This window comes from Anaeromassilibacillus sp. An200 (genome assembly GCF_002160025.1).
Classification (GTDB): Bacteria; Bacillota; Clostridia; order Oscillospirales; family Acutalibacteraceae; genus Caccousia; species Caccousia stercoris.
Genome location: NZ_NFJU01000018.1, coordinates 38,124 through 53,747, shown reverse-complemented (window position 1 = coordinate 53,747; position 15,624 = coordinate 38,124). Strand labels below are relative to the sequence as shown.

16 protein-coding genes are annotated in these 15,624 nt (G+C 56.5%); all 16 read right to left on the bottom strand.

All coding sequences use genetic code 11. The annotated features are described in order from the left end of the window. Positions 1–2 precede the first annotated feature (2 nt). Entirely contained in the window at positions 3–809 is an 807-nt protein-coding gene (locus B5F35_RS10355; RefSeq protein ID WP_087240656.1) for a PcfB family protein, read from the bottom strand. 13 nt (positions 810–822) lie between these two features. Then, complete coding sequence (locus B5F35_RS10350; RefSeq protein WP_087240654.1) at positions 823–1,092, bottom strand: DUF4314 domain-containing protein; 270 nt, start codon at positions 1,090–1,092, stop codon at positions 823–825. Further along, the gene (locus B5F35_RS10345; protein WP_242969480.1) at positions 1,093–2,433 is read right to left on the bottom strand and encodes a relaxase/mobilization nuclease domain-containing protein; all 1,341 of its coding nucleotides are present in this window, start codon (positions 2,431–2,433) and stop codon (positions 1,093–1,095) included. 28 nt (positions 2,434–2,461) lie between these two features. Beyond that, complete coding sequence (locus B5F35_RS10340; RefSeq protein WP_087240650.1) at positions 2,462–2,770, bottom strand: plasmid mobilization protein; 309 nt, start codon at positions 2,768–2,770, stop codon at positions 2,462–2,464. After that, the gene (locus B5F35_RS10335; protein WP_162611400.1) at positions 2,767–3,168 is read right to left on the bottom strand and encodes a DUF6329 domain-containing protein; all 402 of its coding nucleotides are present in this window, start codon (positions 3,166–3,168) and stop codon (positions 2,767–2,769) included. The genes B5F35_RS10340 and B5F35_RS10335 overlap by 4 nt, the downstream gene beginning before the upstream one ends. Before the next feature lie 173 nt (positions 3,169–3,341). Further along, complete coding sequence (locus B5F35_RS10330) at positions 3,342–3,770, bottom strand: DUF7768 domain-containing protein (RefSeq protein WP_242969479.1); 429 nt, start codon at positions 3,768–3,770, stop codon at positions 3,342–3,344. A gap of 51 nt (positions 3,771–3,821) precedes the next feature. Continuing rightward, positions 3,822–4,631, bottom strand: coding sequence for a DNA-methyltransferase (locus B5F35_RS10325; RefSeq protein WP_087240646.1), 810 nt, complete (start codon positions 4,629–4,631; stop codon positions 3,822–3,824). A gap of 16 nt (positions 4,632–4,647) precedes the next feature. Continuing rightward, a complete protein-coding gene (locus B5F35_RS10320; RefSeq protein WP_242969478.1) occupies positions 4,648–5,166 on the bottom strand; it encodes a hypothetical protein in 519 nt (172 codons plus the stop codon). Between the two features lie 219 nt (positions 5,167–5,385). Then, the gene (locus tag B5F35_RS10315; protein ID WP_242969477.1) at positions 5,386–6,282 is read right to left on the bottom strand and encodes a DUF3991 domain-containing protein; all 897 of its coding nucleotides are present in this window, start codon (positions 6,280–6,282) and stop codon (positions 5,386–5,388) included. Positions 6,283–6,400: 118 nt separating this feature from the next. Then, a complete protein-coding gene (locus tag B5F35_RS10310) occupies positions 6,401–6,727 on the bottom strand; it encodes a type II toxin-antitoxin system RelE/ParE family toxin (RefSeq protein ID WP_087240640.1) in 327 nt (108 codons plus the stop codon). Next, positions 6,724–7,029 carry a type II toxin-antitoxin system RelB/DinJ family antitoxin gene (locus tag B5F35_RS10305; RefSeq protein WP_087240638.1) on the bottom strand — a complete coding sequence of 102 codons (306 nt, stop codon included), beginning with the start codon at positions 7,027–7,029 and terminating at the stop codon, positions 6,724–6,726. The genes B5F35_RS10310 and B5F35_RS10305 overlap by 4 nt, the downstream gene beginning before the upstream one ends. Before the next feature lie 79 nt (positions 7,030–7,108). Continuing rightward, on the bottom strand, positions 7,109–8,371 hold the full coding sequence (metK, locus tag B5F35_RS10300; RefSeq protein ID WP_206424038.1) for a methionine adenosyltransferase: 1,263 nt from the start codon (positions 8,369–8,371) through the stop codon (positions 7,109–7,111). A 4-nt stretch (positions 8,372–8,375) separates the two neighbouring features. Beyond that, entirely contained in the window at positions 8,376–8,759 is a 384-nt protein-coding gene (locus B5F35_RS10295) for a DUF3846 domain-containing protein (RefSeq protein WP_087240636.1), read from the bottom strand. Further along, positions 8,756–9,013, bottom strand: coding sequence for a hypothetical protein (locus B5F35_RS10290; protein ID WP_087240634.1), 258 nt, complete (start codon positions 9,011–9,013; stop codon positions 8,756–8,758). The genes B5F35_RS10295 and B5F35_RS10290 overlap by 4 nt, the downstream gene beginning before the upstream one ends. Positions 9,014–9,103: 90 nt before the next feature. Next, positions 9,104–14,347: a SpaA isopeptide-forming pilin-related protein gene (locus B5F35_RS10285; RefSeq protein ID WP_087240632.1), complete on the bottom strand. Its 5,244-nt coding sequence runs from the start codon at positions 14,345–14,347 to the stop codon at positions 9,104–9,106. Between the two features lie 133 nt (positions 14,348–14,480). Continuing rightward, positions 14,481–15,554 carry a CAP domain-containing protein gene (locus B5F35_RS10280; RefSeq protein WP_140401194.1) on the bottom strand — a complete coding sequence of 358 codons (1,074 nt, stop codon included), beginning with the start codon at positions 15,552–15,554 and terminating at the stop codon, positions 14,481–14,483. Positions 15,555–15,624 lie beyond the last annotated feature (70 nt).

Below are 15,624 nucleotides of genomic sequence, written 5' to 3'. Positions count from 1 at the left end.
AATTACCTGCCTTTCTGTCGTTTCTTTTTTCTTTTGCGGGAGCGGGCGGGCGCGGTGTGCTCGGGCCCGCGGCGCTCCTCCCGTTTTGTACGGCGCTGTGCCTGCTCCTGCCGGATTTCCCGGAGCAGTTTTTTCACAGACTCCTTTCGGCCGGGCGTCCGGTCATCGCCCTCCCAATCGGGAGAGGAGCCTCTGCCGCGCGAGAAAGGCTCGGACGGATTCCCGTTCCTCTCCCGGCCCTGTGTAAAATTTTCCGTGTCCGCCTCGCGGGCGGCAGAGGAGAGGGAAAACGCCTCGTCGAAGCCGCCAAGCTCGAACTCCACCTGCTCGTTTCCTATGGAAACAGCTTCGTTTCGGACCGGGGCGGGCGGCACGAGATCCGGCGCTCTCCCGCCGGTTTCCTCCGGATGCTCCACGGCGGCTTCGCCGGCCTGCGAACGCACAAAATCCAGATTGAGATTGTCAAGGATCCGATTGACTTTCGCTGCGTCATCCGCAAACACAACAAGTTCCAGCTCGCTCCGGTTCCGTTTGTTTCGGATCGGCACATAGAGGAGCCCATGCCGTCTCGCCTCTTTGGCAAACTCCTTGCGGAATTGGACGGGGATCTGAAAGAATTTGAACGGACGCTGCTCCTTGAGCATCCGCACCAGCCGGGTTTTTCCGCGTGTCTTTTTCTGATCCCTGAGCACGGCGTAAGCAAACATGGCAAAGTTTTTTGCCGCCAGTCCGGACAGCTTGAGGACGACCTCCGTTCCCTCCAGCGTAAACCGGACAACCTGATCAGCGGGGTCGTTTCCGAGATTCAATCCGCATCCTCCTTCACCGCTCAGCGCCCTGCGGGCGTCTGAGTTTATTTTTTTCCTGCGCGGACTCCCTGGAAAAGGAATCCACGCCGGGAATCAGAGCGAGCGAGGATCCGGAGTCCCAGCGCACACCGATCTGACCGGCGTCGTCCACATAGACCACCGTTCCTCCTGTTCCGGGGGGCGGGGCCTGCGGATCTCCCATTGCGTGAAGAATCACACGGGTTCCGGCAGGATACCGCTCCCGGATGTATTCCACCTGTTCTTTTGAAGGCATACGATTCATTTATGCATCTCCCTTGTTGATTCCATCTTGCCGCTCACGCGGAAGACGATTCTTGTTTTGTTGCCGCCTGTTCTGTTCCTCCTCCTGCTGCCGCGTCCGACGATCCGCCTGCAGACGGCGCTCCATCTCTTCGGAGTCGCGCGCGATGTTCCGGCACAGCCGGACCGTGCGGCGGAGCTGCCGGAGCTGCACCGTCAGCTCAGACAGGCGCGGGGAACCGGGGGCGTTTCGGGACAGCCGCCTTCTTTCCGCCAGCAGGGCGGCTATTTGTTCCTCCGACGCCTGACGGAGAGCGTTAAGCTGCCCGCGATCGGCGATATGGTTCCGAAAAACAAACTCCGCCTGCTCGATCCTTCGATCCAGCAGACGGAGCTCCTCGCGCACGGCGGCGCCTGGATATCCGGGCTTTCTGCGAAGAACGCCCATTTTATAGAGGTACGAAAAGTACAGTGCCCGGAGCCCGGATACCCGGCCCTTCCACGGGTCGAACCGGGAGCGGTGAAAGAAGCGCAGAGGAGGAGAGGCGTTCCTCCCAGCCGGTTTCCAGCGGCAGGGATACAGAATGCGCCGCTGGATTGCTTCCGGCGTGCAGTTTCTCCCAAGCGTCCGGAAACGGATGGGGTGCTCTCTCCCGGGCGGCAGCAGCGTCGGGTATTTTCGATCAAAGCGGAACGTATATCCCCGCCGCTCCATGGCGGCGAGAAACTGTCTCCATGTCAGGGAAGCTGCGACTGCCTCCGCGATATCCTGCTGATACGGGGTCTTCCATGTCGGTTTTCCATTCTTCTCAGCCAGCCACTGCACATATGGCAAGGAGGAGCGCTCCGAGAGCTCCGTTTCGATTACCGACAGTCCGTATTTCCGGCACAATTCATCGGAGAAGGTCCGGATTTGACGGAGATATGTCTTCCGATTGCTGTGGTACTTGGCTCCATCCTCCACGGACACACTGTTCCACAGCAGGTGATTGTGAATATGCCCGGTGTTCAGGTGAGTGCTGACGATTACCTGAAACCTTCCGCCGAGAACCTTTTCCGCCAGCTCGAGGCCAACCTGATGCGCCAGTTCCGGGGTGACTTCTCCCGCGGCAAAGCTCTGCACCAGATGATACCCCTGCACGCCGTCCTCCTTGTGCCACATCCGTTTGACGCTACACATATCCTCGAAAGCAGTTTCCACCGTGCAGCCGAGCGCTGAACAGAACAGATCCCGCTCCGTCTGTTTCTCGTTGAGGGCGTCGGCGATCGCCCCGCGCAGAGATTCCGCATGGCGGGAGCGGGAGGTTTTCGTCTCATCGGTCACATACTCAATGCTGTCATCCAGCCGGTAGACGGGAATCACGCTTGTGTAGGCGATTTCAATGCCTCCTTTACCATTTGTCTCTCACCTCCTCCCAGACCGCGCGGGCGATGCGCGTCATCTCGTCCACGCTTTGCTGATTCGCTTCGCCGTAGGTATTGGCGACACGGGCAAGCTGGTTTGCGTTGTTGCACAGGCCAGCCGCCTTGTGAAGCAGATCGGCATGGTGCTCACACGGCCTTGCCCGCAGCTCCACGCCCCGGATAAGAGATCGCAGAAGCTCCTCGCGGGAAAGCCCGCTGCGCTCTGCCTGCTCGTTCAACTGCCGCAGCTCCCTGTCTGTCAGGTGGAGCGGTATCACACGGCTGCGCTTTCTCATCGGGCGGATTCATTCCGAGCGATATTTTTCTGTTTCTCCGTACGCTTCACACAGACAGGCACATCCTGTGTCCGCAGCCGGGAGCAATCCGGCACAAAGGCGGCGTATCTGGCATATTGGTATCCTTCAGACTCTGCCAGAACGCCGTCTCTGCCCGTTTCCCCCTTGACAAGCACGCAGTGGAAGCAGCGGGTTTCGGAGTCAAACCACATTTTCTCATTAAAATCGGAGAGAAAAGCCTGCCGGATCAAAAAACCGCTTTCCCGGAATTTCCGGTATTTTGCATCCGGCAGAATGATAATTTGTTCCACCTGAAAACAGGATTCCGGTGTATCTCCTGCCCGCTCAGGGACAGGCCGTCCTGTTTCACTGAACCCCATGATTTTTCGATGGAACACGGCGCGTTCCTGAAAATCTTCCCGTTCTGTTTTCTCCAGTTTTCTTACCTCATTTCATGTCAAATTCGGCACACAGATTCTGCGGGGGACCGGGGTGCTCCCCGGAAGGCGTTTGGATATCCAAACGCTATGCTTGCGACGGAGAACGTACTGGGAGGAATACAGCAGAAATGTCAGAGGCTGCTTGTTCCATCCTCTGCCTCCCTGATCTTCGCCAGCCCCTCGAGTGTGGTACAGATGAGATGATGCTTTTCGGCAGCACCGATCTCGACGGACATTTGGCCCGTGATTTCTCTTCCGCATACCACAAGCATCCGGCACCGGGCCAGCTTTTGCCGGGAAATTTCGTGCATGGCCTTGCGCTCCTCCGGGTTGTCGGGGGACAGATACTGACTTTCACTGAGCTGGGGACAGATAGGCACATAGCCAAGCTCAAATATTTTTTTGCAGTAGCGCCGGAGCAGGCGGGAAGCCGCTTCTTCCGAAGCGCAGATGTACGCGAACGCTTTGTCCATGATGAGTTCTTCCTTTCCTCTTTTATCCTGTCGGGAGCTTCCGATGATGATGAACAGGGCGTCCAACCGGACGTCCAATTTTGTCAAACAGCCGTCTCTGGACGTCCTCCCGGACGTCCGGACAACCGTTGCAGAGCTTCAATCCGGCGCTGCCTCCTCTCTGGCCTGAAGCGCAAAGCGTACGCGATCGGAGCCGAGCCTGTAGTAGGCGTCGGTCGCCTCGATGCCGACCGCTTCATAACCCTCGAGAACAGAGGCCAGAACAGTGGTCCCCGCCCCACAGAAGGGATCGAGGATTCTGCCTCCCGGTTCGCAGATCTTCACGAGATCGCGCATGAGCTGCAGCGGCTTTTCCGTTACATGAGTGCGCTTCTGCGGATTGGCATAGCGGAACACACCCGGCAGGCAGCCCACCGGCCGGTCTGTCGGCATGGCCCCGTTCGAGCCCCACACAATGTATTCGCTCTGCTGGCGGAACCGCCCCTTCTGCGGGCGGCAGGTCAGCTTGTCCCATACCGCGGTGCCGCGCCACTGCCAGTCCGCCCACTGCAGGGCGTCGGTGATGGAGGGATACTGCCGCCAGTCAATGAAAAGGCAGATGGGCGCTCCCTCTTTACAGGCCAGGCGCACATCATACAGCCATTCCGCCATCCAGTGCGTCCAGCTCCTCTGATCCTTCTGATCGCCTGCAAAATCCGGCAGGGCGTTTTCTCTGCTCATGCTGCTGTATTTCTGGTTGGTGGTGCGGCTCCTCTCGCTCTGACTCCACCCGCCCGAAGCATAGGGGGGATCCGTGATAACGGCGTCGAACGAGCCCGGAAGGAACGATCGGATCAGCTTAAGGGCATTTCCATGCAGGATGGTCCAGCCGTCTCCTCCTGTGTGTTCCGTCTGAAAATCGGTTTCCTGTTTGATAAAATCCAGTGTTCTGGTATTCTCCAGAAGCATCCTCCTTCTCGTTGTCTTATCGTTCTCTATCGAAGCGTGGTTTGCGGGCTTCAGGGGATTTCGGGGTAAGCTCCGTTTCCACATATTCGCTGATAATGCCGAGAGCCGCGGCGTAGTCGCCCGATTGGAAGACACGCTCCGACATCTCCTTTGCCCGATCCGGCATTCCGTTCTCCCGAAGCAGGCTCGAGGCCCGGCCCAGAATGGAAAAGATATTCCCATCCTCACCGATCAGCTTCATCCGCGGACGTTTGAAAGGGGCTTTTTCTCTCCCGTCAGCTTCCCGCTCATGTGCAATCTCAAAAGAAAAGTCTCCGTCCCAAAACCGGACATACAATGTCCCTTCCGGAACGGAAAGCTCTCTTTGCTCAAAGCTTTCGCCCCATCCGTCCGAGAACTGCCCCAGCAGATATTCCTGCAGAGCTGTCCATTCTTTCTCCGTCAGGGCTTCTCTCAGGCGTATGGTGGTGCATCCCCTGAGCTCCCCATTCCGCAGCTCCACGGAGGGAACGGCGCTCAAAACCTTTTCCCGCACGCCTTTTTCCTGCGGATTGTCAAAATAGCGGATCAGGTTCCCGCCGTCCCGTGTATTGGCGCTGTCTATCGCGCTCTGAATGATTTCCTCATATTCTGCCAGATCAAATCCGTTCCAAAGCTCCGATTCCTGATCTTCTCCGTCTCTGTACAGCTCTCCCGTCAGAGGGGAATACAGCTTCCAGACGAACTCTGTATTTTCGATATATCTGCCTCCTTTTCAGCGCGAAAAGGCCGCCCTGCTGCGGGCGGCCTCTCTCTTTTCCTGTGCGAGATCCGCGTAATCGCAGCCCTCCCGCTCCGGTAAATTCTGAATGATGCGGTATCGATCCTGATAGGCCCGGGCAATATGCTCCGCGGCCCAGCGTCCGGCGAAATCGTTGTTCAGGCAGATTTCAATTTCCTGAATCTCCGGTTTCCTGGCCAGAAGAGCATCAAGAGCGGGCGGTGTTTTGAACGGGCGGCGCTGTTCACCTTCGCGCGGGGCACAGACGCCTCCCAGCGACAGTCTGTATTTGTCCGCTCTGCCTTCCAGCGTCAGATGTGCAAGCGTCTCCACGGCGGCTTCATAAATTGCCGCCCTCCGGCTTTCTCCTTCGGGCGAAAGGCAGAAGGAATAGCGCTTGTCGCTTCCCGCCGCTTCACATTTGAACGGTTTGCCCAGAGTGCAGGTCCCCCGCAGAAAAACATACCGCGGGACGCCGCTTTCGTCTCTGCCGACAAACACCGCGTTGTGGTGCGCCGCACTCTCATACAGAAGCCCGGACCGGACGCAGCTCTCGATCACCCGCCTGTCAATCCCTCTCTGCATCAGATAGGCAAAGACACGCCGGTTATTTTCCGCGGCGGGGGGAAGGACAAGCTCTCTCTTCGGTTCTGCTTTGTGGAGCTGTGTGCGAGTGGGAAAGGCTTCTTCACTCAGGGTTAAAACAGCCTCCACAAACGAGCGGCCCTCAACATGAATCAGATAGTCAAGGGCGGATCTCCCGCCGATATCCCGGCTCTTCCAGTGCCACAGGCTGGTTCTCTCGCTGATTTTGAAGCTGTCATGGCTTCTGAGCTGGAACTCGCCGCGGCTTCCGGCCCGCACGAGCTCCTCCGATCGATATCGTTTCAAAAAATCAATTGCCGCCACACTCTTTGCGGCGGCGATCTGTTCCTTTGTGCAGTGCAGAACCTCTCACCTCCATAAAACACAGAAAGCGTCTGCCCTTCGACAGACGCTTTCCTTTTTGCTATTCTTCCGTTTCACTCAGCTGTGTGCGAATATCGCGGCCACCGTAGAAGATGCGGACTACGGTGACCTCATGCAAACCGGGATCCGGTAAATAGAAGACCAGATACTTTTTCACCGGAAACACACGCAGTCCCCGGCTGCGCCACGGTTCCTTTTCATAGACGCGGTGACGCTCCGGCATTTGATTGAGCTTTCCGATTTCTTCCATGATTTGGCTGACCAGCCGCCGGGCCGCGGATGGTTCCAGAAGCTCTTCGGACACATAGTCCAAAATATCCCGCAAATCCTGCTTTGCGGACATCGTATAGCGGATGTTCCAGTTCACAGTCCGTAATCACCGTGAAGCTCCTCCAGAACGCTGTCTGCAGAACAGGTGCGTCCGGCGCGGAGGTCTGCCATTCCTCTCTCCAGCTCCGCGTCGCGCTGTTCCTCCGTCATGGAACCAAAGGAAAGCGGTTCGCGCCTGGGCAGTTTCATCTCAAACGGAATTCCTCTCTGAAGGACAACCTGACGCAGAAACATGCCGACAGCGTTCGACATCGGGATGCCAAGCTGGTCAAGAATTTCCTCAGCCTGCTCTTTGATTTCCGGTTCTACACGGGCAAATACGTTGGATGTTCTCGCCATAAGAATCATCTCCTTTGCCTATAGTATAACCGAACTGCTTGCAATATGCAAGCGGATTGCAAAATCTCAGTGCATTATGTTACAGGACAGCCTCCCGCAGCGCGGCGGCCATATCCGTGCGCTCCCAGGGAAGCCCTGGCCTGCCGAAATGACCGTTGGCGGCTGTATCAGCGTAGCGCGGCGAGAGGAGATCGAGATGGGCGATCGCGGCGGCGGGCGTCAGGGGGAAGAGCAGCTTTACCGCGTCCGCAAGGCAGTCATCGGCGCAGAATGTTCCGGTACCAAGGGTATCCACCTGCGTCATGACAGGTTCCGCCCTGCCGATGGCATACGCCAGCGTCACCTGGCATCTTTCACACAATCCGGCCGCCACAAGGTTTTTGGCAATATATCGGGCAAGGTAGGCGCCGGAACGGTCAACCTTCGTCGGATCCTTGCCGGACAGCGCGCCGCCTCCGTGCGGGGCAAACGTTCCGTAAGCGTCCGCCGCCAGCTTCCTGCCCGTCAGCCCTGTATCGGCTTCCGGGCCTCCGAGCACAAACCGGCCGGACGGATTGATCAGAAGCTTCGTCTCCTCGTCGGGCGGAAGCTCCCGCAGAGCAGGAGCCAGTACTTTGTCCGTCAGCTCCCAGCAGAGCTCGTCCTGCGGCGTTTCCGGGCTGTGCTGTACGGAAAGTACAACCGTATCCAGACACAGCGGCTTTCCTTCCCCGTCATAGGTAACGGTGACCTGCGCTTTGCCGTCCGGCCCCAGAAAGGGGAGCCTGCGGCGCGCCGCCGTTACGGCGTCTGTGAGACGGTGCGCAAGAACGACGGGCAGGGGCAGCAGCTGCGGTGTTTCCCGGCAGGCATATCCGACCATGACACCCTGATCCCCGGCTCCCCACTGCAGGGCGGGAGCATCCTGCTCCTTCCCATGCCGTCTTTCCCCAGGCTGAGCCTGGACACACTTCGCGTCCTGTACCCGGCCTTCTCTTCTGCTTTGCCGCTCGCGATTGGGGAAGTATGTGTTCCGTTCCCGTCTCTCGAGGGGAAGTTCCACCGCCGAGGCAATGTCGGGACTCTGCCTGCGGAGCAGGCGCTGAATCACGAAGCGTTCTGCCGGATATCCGGTGCGGCGCAGCACGGAGCTTACGATCGCTCCGACGTCCGGCTCATGCAGGCTGTTGATTTCTCCGGCCACAATGATGCGTTTTCCCGCTGCTATCACTTCGCAGCCCACACGGGAAAACGGGTCGTGAGAGAGGCAGTCGTCGAGCACGCTGTCTGCAATCAGATCGCACAGCTTGTCGGGATGCCCCACGGTAACGGATTCTGCGGTAACCATTCGATTCATGGACATTCTCCTAACGTTCCTCCTGTCGAGGTTTTTTCTCCGGTCTTTCCTTTACGCGGACACTCAGGATTCCCTGCGGCGTCCTGAGAAATCTCTCCGGGTCAAGAAATTTCCTCCGGTATTTCTCCATCAGGGAATCCGGCAGATCGCAGAAATGATCTTCCTCGATGCCGCAGAGAAAGAAAGTCCCCGCGACAATGTCATAGTCCTCCAGCATGCGGTTCAGCTGCAAGCCTTCATTCTTCCCCTCGTCGTTGCAGACAAGGGCCACCGGATCCTCCCACGGATACAGCGCCTGTATCGGGCCTCCCACCGTCTTCTGCATGGCGGTAAGATTGTTTTCCATTTCGGCCGCACGCGCTGTCTTTCCCGGCTCTATCAATAAGATTTTCATGACGATGATACTCCCTTTACCGTCAGGGAGAATGGCTTGAGACTTCTCCCGATTTCTTCATAGCTTTCAAAACGGATCTCGCATCCGAGCAGATAGGAAACGGCTTCTTCCCATATTTTCAGGGAAAACTGTTCCTTATGCGGAAATAAGCAGAGCTCTCCGAGAGCCTCCCATTTGCATTCCGTCTGTGTACGCAGCTTTTCAACCGGAACACGATGCTTTTGCGCAATGGTTTCCAACAGACGATTTCTCAATCAATTCCCCCAGTCAATCATAAAATGAGGAGGGGCTGCTCGGCCCCTCCTTGTCACCATAAATATATGTTGTGTGCAGACTTTATCTGGTTAGTACCCCGTCTTCGGATACTCCAGTACCGGTGCGTACACCTCCGTCACCCAGGTGAAGCTGGAGCTGAACCACTTGCCGTTGTACTGGCCTCCCGCGTCGGTTCTGTTGGCAAACCGATGCCCGTTCGCCAAGCCCTGGTTGACTGTGACGAGAATCATCGGCTTGTCCTGCTCCCGGAAGCCGGGCTGCACGGTACCGAATTCAAACCGGAAATCCGTGATGAATTCATCCGCTGCCAGCCCAAGCTTCGAGGGCGTGCAGTCCAGATCATACGACTGTGTGGACAGGAGACCGGAAGCGAGCGTGCGGTAGGCAGAATTCCTGTTGGTGCGGTAGGTCACAGAATAGGTCAAGCCCGGCTGCGACCAGGTGCCAGTGTGAATCGTAGTGAGGCGCACGGAGCTGGGCAGTTCATCATGCCAGTAGAAATTCTCCAAAGGCACGTTGGACAAATTGCAGATATCGGAAAAGTCATACCGCATCTGCTGGCCGGGAACAACGATGGTATTGCCGGATTTCTTCACGCTGGTCGAAATCTGCGCGCTGCTGTTCTGCACCTCCACCCGGACAACGTCGTTCTGAACCTTGAGTTCCACGGTGAACTCCCTGGAGTTGAGCTGGTAAAATGCCGGCGGCGTGACCTCACGCACCACATATTTCCCCAGCGGCAAAGGCTCGGAAACCGCCACGCCGCGGTAGTCGCTCACCATGTAGCCGACCACCCGATCCGTATCCGCACGGGCAATTTCAAACACCGCACCCTCCAGCCGGCTCCCGGCAGGCTGACCGGTGACGGGGTTCGCGTCCGCCGAGGTTTTCAGGATCTGAATCTGGCCTTTTTCGCGGGCGTTCTCCCAGACAATGACCTTCGTTTTCCCGTTCTCAATCCGGATGCGCTTCACAACCTTGTCGAGATCATACCCCGGCGCGGCCTCGATCTCTTCGAGATAATAGACGCCGTCCGACAGCTCCTTGTCGATTTCGATATAGCCCTGATGATCTGTCGTGTACACGCCGACTACGTCGTTGTTTTCATCGGTGACCATGATCCGCACACCGTAGATTCCTCTGCCGGTGTCGGCGTCCACCTTGCGGATGCGGATGCCGTTCAACCGCTCGTCCTTGTAGGTGAGGGTCGTGATATCGTTCGCTTTGATCTCCACCGTCCGCGGTGTGGAATCGACGGAGTAACCCTCCGGCGCGGAGATTTCCCGCACTACCACGGTCTGAGGTTCGAGAGATACAAAAATCTGCCCCTGCTCGTCCGTTGTATATTCACCGATCAGGCCGCCGTCCGGTTTTTCAATGCGGAAGGTAACGCCCTTAAGTGCCTTGCCGGTCTGCGTAACCGTTTTGATAATTCGCAGCCCACCCTCATAGTCGTTGACAAAGGTCAGCGTGGTGGGCTTCCCGGCCACAACCTCCACGGTCTGCGGTGTCGTGTCGAGAATCACGCCGTCCGGCACGGAAACCTCTTGTACCTTGTAGCTGCCCGGCTGAATATCGGTCAGCACAGCGAGGCCGTCGCTGCCGGTGGTCACTCTGGCCACCTCCGCGCCCGCCAACGTGGAAATAACGAAGGTAACGCCGCCGATCGGCTTGCCGTCGCTGCCAACCTTACGGATGGTAAATTCTTCTACGCGATCGTCCTGGAAGATGACCTCCACGGTTTCGCCCGGCTTGACGGTCACTGTCTTGGGGGCGTCGCTGATAAGGAAGCCGTCTGGCGCTCTGGTTTCGGACACGATATAGGTTTTTTCAGGGTCAAGGCCGGAGACGAGCACTGTCCCGTCCGGGCCGCTGACGTAATTCTCGCCAATCAGTGTCCCGTCCGCTTCCGTTACCTTGAAGATCGCTCCCGAAAGCGGGTTCAGGGTTTCTGCGTTCAGCTTCTTAATGAGGATCGAGCCGTACGGTTGATTTTCAAAAACAAACTCGACCGGTGTTTCGCCCGTCACGAGCTTGGTCTGCGGCGTGGGATCGAGCACATAGCCGTCCGGAACAGAAATTTCCGTGACGGTGATGTACCCGCTCGGCACATTTGTCAGCGTGGCGCGGCCGGTGGAGTCCGTGACAACCTCGCCGATGAGCGAGCCGTCCGCCTTTGTCACGCGGAACCGCACGCCGGGAACACCCTTGCCGGTTTTGGCGTCCAGCTTGAGAATGTAGACCGGCGATTTTGCCTTGTTCTCGAACTGCACGGTCGTGATTTTGTTGGCTTCCAGTGTAATCTGTTTGGGCGTCTCGTCGAGGACGTATCCGGGCAGTGTGGCGACTTCCTTGATGGTGTAATTCGTGCCAGCCTGCAGGCCGGTGACAAGAATCTCACCGTTCTCGTCCGTCACATAATCGCCGATTTTCGCGCCGTCTGTGACGCGCACCTCAAAAGTCACGCCCTTGATGGGAGCTTTGGTTACGCTGTCCACCTTGACGATGCGCAGCGTCGGCTTGACGCTGTTGCGCAGGGTGATTTCGCCAATCTTCCCAGCTTCCAGCGTGACGCGGTGAACAGTGCTGTCTACGACGTACTGCGGCGGCGCGGAGATCTCCTGCACGTCGTAGGTTCCGGCTTCCAGATTCGGAATGTAGATGATGCCGGAATCGTCCGTCGTATACTCGCCCACCACCTGACCGTCTGCCTTGCTGACCTTAATCACCACATCGGCGACCGGATTGCCGTCCGTGTCAATCTTGCAGATCCGCAAGCCCGGACGAGAAGTGTTCTTAAAGGTAACGTCAGTGCGCTCGTTCGGCTTGAGCTGCACCGTAACCGGCTTGTCGTTGGCAATGTAGCCGGGAGCCGGCTCGATCTCCTGAATGACAATGGACGTCACGTCCAGATCCTCGAGGAAAATCACACCATTGTTATCCGTCACACGGGTGTAGACCGTTTGTGTGCCGGGGATCGTGAAGGTAAATTTCGCACCCATGATGCGCTTGCCGGTGTCCGCGTCCACCTTCGTGAGCAGCAGGCCGGGTTTCTGGTCGTTGCGGATGGTGACGATAGTCACGTCGTTGACAATCTTCACCGTCTGCGGGGTGCTGTTGAGGACGTATCCGGCAGGAGCCTCCAGCTCGGTGATCACCCAGCTTGTGCCGGTTTCCATCGTGTCGAAGGTAATCTGTCCGTTTTCGTCTGTCTGATAAATACCCTCGCCGCGTCCGCAGTTGCCGGGGCCGAACAGGTCGCCGTCCGGCGATTTGATTTCAAAAATCATACCGGGGACAAGCTCATTTGTCACGGCGTCGCGCTTTTCAACAACGAGCTGCTTCTTGAGCACGTTGGTCAGCTTCAGCTCGTAGGTCTGCCCTGGTTCAAGCTGAATTGTATGGGGCGTGGGGTCAATCTCCACGTTGTCCGGCGCGTCCGTCTCGGTGATGACGTACCAGTCGGCGGGCAGTTCAATTTCCGCTTCGCCGTTCTCATCTGTGGTCACGTCCCACTTCTCCGCGCCGTCGCGGCGCTTGATTTCAAAGGTGACGCCCTCGAGCGGGTCGCCGTTGTTCTCCGCCGTCTTGATAATCTTCACAGTGCCGTTGATCGGCTGATTATCATACACCAGTTCCACAAAACCATCCGCTTCAATTTGGATGGAACGTGTAGGATTCTCTGAGGGTTGATAGCCCGGAGGGGGCGATTTTTCCGTAACCTCATATGATCCCGGCTGAAGGTCGGATACGGTTACAATACCGGAATCTCCGGTTGTCACATCAGATACCCAGCCGGTATCAATATTACGGACGGTAAAAACAGCGCCTGCCAGCGTTTCACCGGTCAAAGCGTCGCGTTTGACAATACGCAGACTTGCTTTTTTGCTGTTCTGCACGGTAAGCACGACTTGTTCGCCGCCGTTCTGCACTTCGACTGTATACTTTGTACTGTCCAAAGCATATCCGGAAGGCGCTTTGGTTTCTTGCACGACGTATGTGCCAGGATTGGGAACAGCGATATTTACAGTGCCTGAAGAAGAAGTCGTATAGGTCTGATCAAAACTGTCAGGCCCTGTCACATGAAATTCCGCGCCAGCCAGACCGGTGCCGCCGTCTACCTTCTTAATTTGAAAAGAAAGCGGGCTGTCTTCGACGTCCTGAATTTTCACAGGGGCAGAAACTGTTTTCCAGCCATTTTCCGGTACCAGTGCGTAATTCTGCACACTGGTATAGCCGGATGGAGTAATCGCCATGCCATATTTCAGACCATAGGTCAGCACCTGGCTTTTGACATTGGCTGCAACCACGCCCTGCTCAATCAGAGTTATGTCGGCACCGGCTTCTGCATACACACGGAATTTATCGGTGCTTTCCCATGCGTTGGTGGTACCGCCCGCCAGCGTCGTGGCACTGGTGATTTTTGTGCCGTCTGTCTTGGCAACGTAAAACCCTTCCGGAAGCGTATCAGCCGGTTCGACCGTATACTCTGCGTGGAGCCGGACGCGATCCTTGTTATTGCCAGACAAGCCGGTTTCTACACGGAATTCGATAAATTTCAGTCCGGAAGAGGAATCCGTCTGCCAAAAATCTCCGTCACCGTCCGGATCTTGTGCAATTACATAGATATTTTCATCATTAAATTGTTTCCAATTTGTACCTGAACCGTAGATGTTAATCAAGGATTGCAGCATATACTGCGAATCCTCCGGCTTGTACTTGGCACTGGAGTTCACACGCCAGTCGTTACCGGGGACCCATTTGCTTGCCAACGACCACATGGCATACTTGGTTACCGCATACGCTTGATAATGGTCGTGATAGAGCTGCCTGGTCTGGTCATAGGGGTCCATCAATTTCTGTGCAGCAGCATCACCGCCTCCGGTATATCCGCCAACAGAAATAACGCCTTGCATAGCCAGCATTAGATCTTCGTCGTTCTTAAATGTATCCATACTCTGCAGGGCAGGATCATCAAGATCATATACCTGCACACTGTATCCGGAAGAACCGACCGCCCCTCCGCTCACATTGTCCGAGCCATAGCGATTGTGGTTCAGACAGTAGGCCAGATACTTCTGTCCGTCGATTTCGACCTCCATGATGTTTGCGTTGTGGGCGCTCACATCGCTGCTGTGTTTAGCACAGAGCAAATTGTCGAAGGGGTTGATTTCTGCAAGCTTCACAGGACTTTGCGTGTTTCCCGCAGCATAAGCGGGTACAGCCTGCAGGATGGATGGAGTGAGGATGGTAGCCGCAGCCAACAAGGACGCCGTTACCTTCCTCAAAAGGGATGCTAATTTTCCTTTCATGTGTGTGCGTTCTCCTTTCTCCCAATGGGAAAATAAAAAAGGTATAAAAAAACAGGCTGTATGTTTCCATACAAGCCTGTTTGAGAACAATGATACTTGAAATGATATGAAAGAGAATGGTCAAAATGGCTGCTTACAGAAGCGGATTGCGGTAGGTAGGATTCTCCAAAACGGATTTTCCTCCCGTGAAAACCTGCACCCACCAAATGCTTCCTTCTTTGTCTACATAGCAGCCAACCGCCATAGCAGTAGCACCAATTACATTTCCAGCGTCATCTACCTCATAGTCCATCATATTTTTGTAGTGGCCTTCAGATCCCATCCATGAAGCGACAATGCTTTTCGGATCGCCATTCCAGAGCGCCCAATGCACACCGCTGGGGTCCTCCACCAGAATAGGGATGGCGTCGCCGCTGCCAATGTTTTCCGTACCAGCATGAGTGCCGTCTGGACGAGTATGGGAATATTTGATCGACAGTTCTTTAGCACGAATCTGCGCCAAATCAGTTCCATTGACGTCCCATACCAGTTTCGGCAGTCCAAGCTTCACACGTTCTTCGTTCACAAGGTCAAAAACTTCCTGCTCGTACTCATGATTCCAGTCACCGAGCGTCAGTCCAGCTTCTACAGCTGCTTTCTGCTTTTCCGTCATGCCAGACGTATCCGGTGTACTCGACGTGGAACCGCCGGAAGACGTATTCCCGGAAGACGTGCTGCCTCCCGCGACAGTTGCAACGCACAGCTTCGTGCCGGAGCCGCCGTTATACGAGACGTACACGCCAGCTGCCGCGCCGGGCGTGCCAACCGCCGTGATCTTGTAGTACACGGCATTCGCCTCGGTCGCTGCCTTCGTCACGTTGAAGACACCGGGCGTCCCCATCCACACGTTGATGCCGCTGGGGTTCGCTGCCGTGAACTTGAACTGATACGTCTTCCCGGGCTGCACGGTCAGATCGCTGTTCGTGTCGCTCGTCCAGCCGGTCGCCGCCGCGCTCGGCGCAGCGGTCTGCGTGTTCTGAATTACGTTTCCGTTCTCATCCTGTACGATGACGGAGCCGTCCTTCATGTACCATGTGGTGTTTCCGGTGGCATCATCGTACTTCATGCTCGACCATCCGCCCGTTCCGGGGCAAGTCAGTGCTGCCGCGCTGGCGCTCATGGCGGGGGTGGCTGCCGCAAGCATTACGACAACCAAAACTGTGGACAAAAATCTTCCTGCTTTCCTTTTCAACTTAACCCATCCTCCTCCATTGTAATTCTACCGTCAGTATATCACA

Excerpts from the sequence above, each read along its gene's own strand:
- B5F35_RS10350 (WP_087240654.1), bottom strand. The coding sequence starts at position 1,092 with ATGAATCGTATGCCTTCAAAAGAACAGGTGGAATACATCCGGGAGCGG.
- B5F35_RS10340 (WP_087240650.1), bottom strand. The coding sequence starts at position 2,770 with ATGAGAAAGCGCAGCCGTGTGATACCGCTCCACCTGACAGACAGGGAG.
- B5F35_RS10325 (WP_087240646.1), bottom strand. The coding sequence starts at position 4,631 with ATGCTTCTGGAGAATACCAGAACACTGGATTTTATCAAACAGGAAACC.
- B5F35_RS10305 (WP_087240638.1), bottom strand. The coding sequence starts at position 7,029 with ATGGCGAGAACATCCAACGTATTTGCCCGTGTAGAACCGGAAATCAAA.
- metK (WP_206424038.1), bottom strand. The coding sequence starts at position 8,371 with ATGTCCATGAATCGAATGGTTACCGCAGAATCCGTTACCGTGGGGCAT.
- B5F35_RS10295 (WP_087240636.1), bottom strand. The coding sequence starts at position 8,759 with ATGAAAATCTTATTGATAGAGCCGGGAAAGACAGCGCGTGCGGCCGAA.
- B5F35_RS10285 (WP_087240632.1), bottom strand. The coding sequence starts at position 14,347 with ATGAAAGGAAAATTAGCATCCCTTTTGAGGAAGGTAACGGCGTCCTTG.